This is a genomic window from Enterococcus cecorum (assembly GCF_052119425.1).
GTDB classification, from domain to species: Bacteria; Bacillota; Bacilli; order Lactobacillales; family Enterococcaceae; genus Enterococcus_E; species Enterococcus_E cecorum_C.
Genome location: NZ_JBQKFH010000073.1, coordinates 1 through 5,098 on the forward strand (window position 1 = coordinate 1; position 5,098 = coordinate 5,098).

General features: G+C 36.6%; 5 protein-coding genes. 4 read left to right on the plus strand and 1 reads right to left on the minus strand.

The features are described from left to right. The first annotated feature begins 90 nt into the window (after positions 1–90). From ACTQZM_RS11660 to ACTQZM_RS11670, 3 genes are all read left to right on the plus strand, one after another. Positions 91–1,665, plus strand: coding sequence for a hypothetical protein (locus ACTQZM_RS11660; RefSeq protein ID WP_441653860.1), 1,575 nt, complete (start codon positions 91–93; stop codon positions 1,663–1,665). 83 nt (positions 1,666–1,748) lie between these two features. Next, positions 1,749–2,459: a 16S rRNA pseudouridine(516) synthase gene (locus ACTQZM_RS11665; protein WP_441653861.1), complete on the plus strand. Its 711-nt coding sequence runs from the start codon at positions 1,749–1,751 to the stop codon at positions 2,457–2,459. Beyond that, positions 2,459–3,133, plus strand: a complete 675-nt coding sequence (locus ACTQZM_RS11670; RefSeq protein WP_441653862.1) for a YjjG family noncanonical pyrimidine nucleotidase — start codon at positions 2,459–2,461, stop codon at positions 3,131–3,133. Before ACTQZM_RS11665 ends, ACTQZM_RS11670 begins: the two co-directional genes overlap by 1 nt. 59 nt (positions 3,134–3,192) lie before the next feature. Here the strand turns inward: ACTQZM_RS11670 and udk are convergent, their stop codons facing one another. Continuing rightward, positions 3,193–3,822 carry a uridine kinase gene (gene udk / locus ACTQZM_RS11675; protein WP_087402789.1) on the minus strand — a complete coding sequence of 210 codons (630 nt, stop codon included), beginning with the start codon at positions 3,820–3,822 and terminating at the stop codon, positions 3,193–3,195. A gap of 542 nt (positions 3,823–4,364) precedes the next feature. Between udk and ACTQZM_RS11680 the strand changes: the two genes are divergently transcribed. After that, a complete protein-coding gene (locus ACTQZM_RS11680) occupies positions 4,365–4,814 on the plus strand; it encodes a YaiI/YqxD family protein (RefSeq protein WP_441653863.1) in 450 nt (149 codons plus the stop codon). Positions 4,815–5,098: the final 284 nt, after the last annotated feature.

Consider the following 5,098-nt stretch of genomic DNA (forward strand, 5'->3'; position numbering starts at 1 on the left):
GTTTAATTGAATCGAAATAACAAAAAGAGCAGAGATAGCAAACAGCTGTCTATCTCTGCCCATTCCTTTTGTAAAACTCATCAGTCCAATTTGACAAAGAGCCAAAATAACCAAATAAATAATGTAGATGTAAATGATGAATTATCACAACTCGCACAAGAATTCCTAATTCAAATTGAACAGATAAAATCTGGGCAACGCTATCTTGAAAGTGTGATGTCTGATTATGACTACGACTATGGTTTTGATTTTGATGATTGGTATGAGGATGATGACGAGAATATTTATAGTGATCCTATAGGTGTTGTGGATAGTATAAGAGAAATATTTGATTTTATTTTTCATTGTATGGATGAAGAAGCTTATGATAGTGCCTATTCTCTTTCTGATGAGCTAGCTACGTTGGAAATTTCGCTTGAAGGGGACAGGGAAAATGACAAAATTTCTGTTCATGAATTATATGATGAATGGTCAGAAAGATTAGATTATAAGCAATATGTGATTTGCCACGCCTATTTACTTTATCTTCAAACCGATAGACAAAAGCGAGCAAAAGTTTTGTATCAGTGGTTTTTACAAAGTGATTATGTGGTTTATGGTTTACAAAATGTGCTGATGTATACGAATCATACAGAGGATTTGCAGGTATTTTTACCCGTATGGATAGATTATTTAGGCAATTTGGATACACAAATAGTTAGCAAACTGATAGTAGAAGCTTTTTCTATTCTAAATAATGATGAGACACAATTAGCCTTTGCCAAAAAATTCGTAAAATATCATCCTGAATTATATCTTCAGTATCTTGAAACACATCTAGTTGATTCTCTTACTAGTACGGATTCGATGCAACAACTTTATGAAACGGGTGTACAGGCTATTCAACAAATCCAGCCCATTCATAAAATTCGCAGCCAAATTGCAGAAAAAATACGCACATTAGCTGAAAAAATGAATGCACAAGAAATGATAGAGCAATGTCATTGGTGGATCTTTGAATCAGATTCGACAATTACCCGTTTTCTAGAATTGATGACAACCATACAAGTTCAATCTAAGGCCAAATTCATACATCAAACACAACAATTGCTGCAAAATATACACTTGACTGACGATGATTATACGCTGCATTATAAAAAATCAAAAGCGTTAATCCAAAATTCCATGTCACAAAGTCGTCTCTTCACGCTTCAATATTTATGTGGCAACGATAATTTGTTATTAGAAAATGAATTAACCCTTGTTCATGACATCTTTTTGATTATGTATAGTAGCAAGAAAAAAGTTTCATCTGAGGGAGAATTTGTGCTAAGACGTGCATTAAGGAAAGTGGATGAATTGCGGGGAGTTGATAGTAAAAACGTACAATCATTTGCAAGTTTGCTGCTGAAGTATCGTGATTCTTTTGGTAGAAATAAGAAAGCACTAGCAGCTAATTTTTCGACTGTCGAACATTTAGTATCGCGCTTCGTTCAGGAAACAATTGAAGAAAAAAATCGCAATAATTATCAAATTTGTGCTGCCTATGTCGCTTTAGTTGCTGAGGTAAGGGATAATTTAAGAAAATCCGTGGATAAGCAAGCCCTTCTTAGAGACTATTACCTTGAATATAAACGTTATCCCACCTTTGTGCGCGAGTTGGAAAAATACGGACTAAAACGATAGGAGGATGACAGTGTTTGAGTTAGACGCTTTTCGTTGCTTTTTAAGATGGATTTGCTATACTTAGAAAAAAATAGGGGGCAGCAATGAGATTAGGAACCTTAATCACTGAACAATTGCGACCATCGCGTAAAGTATTGAAGCGTCTATTTTTACGAGGGGTGGTCAAAGTAGATGGACAAGTTGAATACAATGAAGCACGCAATGTGGATAGTCAGCTACACACCATTGAAGTAGAAGGCAAAATATTGCAAACATCAGAAGTATATTATCTGCTCAATAAACCAGCTGGCGTCGTGACAGCTAATAAAGATAGGGCCCATGATACGGTATTTGACTGTTTACAAAAAGAGGATTGGCGCGAGGATTTGTGTTTTGTCGGTCGGCTTGATCGTAATACGGAAGGTCTGTTGTTACTTACTTCTAATGGGCAGTTAGCTTATGATTTATTGCAACCTGGCAAAAAGGTAAGTAAAGTCTATGAAGCTTACTTAAAAGAACCAGTCGAGATGGAAGATATTGCAAGATTTGAACAAGGAATACGTTTTTTAGATGGGACTTTGTGTAAGCCAGCGAAATTAACGATTTTACCGGATAGTCCACATCATGTGTTGCTTGAAATCCACGAAGGTAAGTTTCACCAGGTAAAGAAAATGTTTCTTTCTGTAGGGAAAAAGGTGGAAAGATTAAAGCGCATTTCTTTTGGACCATTAGTATTACCAACAGATTTACCAAGTGGGGCCTATCGCAAGTTAACCATAGATGAATTAAGTCGATTAAAGGAGTACTTTAGATAATGAGATATAATACGTTATTGTTTGATGTGGATGATACGATTATTGATTTTAAAGCAGCGGAGTTACAGGGATTATCTAAGTTGTTTGGCAATCAAGGTTATGAATTAACTGATGAATTATTAAGTAGCTATCAAATTTTAAACCAGCAATTATGGAAAGACTATGAGGAAAATAAACGCACACGTGAAGAGGTGTTAAATACGCGTTTTGGCCTATTTTTTGAACAGTTAGGCAAAAAAGTTGATAGTGTGGCTGTCGAAAAAGAGTACCGCCAATATTTAAATCAAGGTTCTCAGCGCTTAGGTAATAGTTTAGCCGTTGTTTCTGACTTGGCTAAGAAGGCGGATTTGTATGTTGTGACAAATGGTGTAGCTAAAACGCAATATCAACGGTTAGAGGCAGCTAAATTATTGCCGTATTTTAAAGAAATCTTTGTCTCGGAAACCATTGGATATCAAAAACCACGCATTGAGTTTTTTCAACATGTGTTTCATAAGATTGCACCTGTGGATTTGGAAAAAACAGTGATTATTGGCGATTCTCTTTCTTCAGATATTCAAGGTGGGAAAAATGCCGGGATTGATACGATTTGGTTAAATGCCAATCAGCAAAAGGCGAATATCCAACCAACACATACGATTCAAACATTAGATGAGATTTATCAAATATTATAATGGTTAGCCAGTCCGTACTTTGGGCTGGTTTTTTATAAAAAGAAAAAAGCCTGAATGAATCAAGCTTTTTGGAAATAGGTTGCAACCTTGGTATTAATTAAATCAATAGCTACGTGATTTTCGCCACCTTCAGGCACAATTACATCAGCATAGCGTTTGGTTGGTTCGATAAATTGATGATACATGGGTTTTACGACGCTTAGGTATTGGTCGATAATAGAATCTAGTGTACGACCACGTTCTACCATATCGCGTTTGATCCGGCGAATAATGCGGATATCATCATCTGTGTCTACATAAATTTTAATATCCATTAAATCACGCAGACGTTTATCTTCCAAAATCAAAATTCCTTCAAGAATGATGACTTCTTTTGGTTCTTGAATGACTGTTTCAGTACTTCTTGTGTGTGCCACATAGTCATACACTGGTTTTTCAATCGTTTCGTAATTTAAAAGTTTCTCTAAATGTTCGATTAAAAGGTCCGTATCAAATGCAAAAGGATGGTCATAGTTGGTTTTCAATCGCTCTTCAAAAGATAAATGACTTTGATCTTTGTAATAAGAATCATGTTCCAACATCATGATTGAGTGATTGGGAAAGTTATTGAAAATCGCGCGACTTACACTTGTTTTTCCACTACCTGAACCACCACTTACTCCAATAATTATCGGCTTTTTCTTTGACATTTTATTTACCTCTTTCACGCTTTTTACACTGTTTCTAATTATAATGAAAATCTCTATAAAAAGCTAGCTAAAAACAAGAAAAAACAGCTTAATCTCAAAGAAAACGACTTCAATTTTTCTTTTTTTCTAGCTATTACCTGTGACTTGTGGTAAAGTAGAGCCATGCGATGAGCCGAATGCGATAATTTATTTCGCAAACGCAGCCAGCAACACATATACTGCCGGATTGCAGGTGTTGGAGATTTCATTGTGGAAAAGGAAATCTCTGCTATAAATTGAATAGTACTGGATAGCCTACCCGATTTTGAGGTAGGCTTTTTGTATAAAGGTCGTAAATCGACTGGGGCAGCCACGAGCGGATAAGTTTGTCCAGAACGTCGGGAAAGTCCAAGAAGTAAAGACTTTCCCAGACGGGCTGGCTTATACGCCGAAGTGGCTAGTCGATTTACGCCGTCAAAAAGGTCGCAAAGCAGCTCGGAAAGCCTCAAAGAAATTTATGTGTTTACCTACCGCTGAGAAAATCGGATGAAAGGTGTGAAAGCATGCGTATCGTCATTGATGGAGATGGGTGTCCCGTAAAAGAAGAAGTGATTGAACTAGCTGATGAATTTCATTTGCCAGTCGTGATTGTGACTAGTTTCGATCATTTTTCTAGTAAAGATTATCCTGCATTTGTGCATTTTGTCTATGTAGATAAAGGAGCAGATAGTGCAGACTATGCGATTATGAATCAATTAGCCAAGTCTGATGTAGTGATTACGCAAGATTATGGATTGGCTTCTTTAGCTTTAGGTCGCGCACAGGCAGTCTTTCATCATTCGGGGAAGCGTTATTTGCCAGAAACCATCCAATTCTTACTCGACCAACGCTATTTATCCGCTAAAATGCGCAAGGCCAAACAAAAAACGAAAGGGCCAAAACCATTTACATCAGCTGATCGTGCGAAATTTCAAGCTATTTTTCGCGAATTTTTAATGTCAAGTTTAACGTAATTCAGGCATTCATCACCCATCCTCTATAGGTGGGTGATGAATGCCGTTCGGTATGAGGGTTACTGTTGGTAACTCGAAGACCGACAATACAGTATATTATCTTTTTATTTCGTTCTATGTTATAATCAATCTATATTATAAATGAGTGATGTAAAATGGAATTAGATACAAATTGAGGTGACCCCCAAAAGTTAGACTTTTTTACGAGACGACTCCGGTCGTCTCGTTTTCATTATGCAGCTAAAAGATGGAGCCTATATTGAACAGGACTCATCCATCCTAAC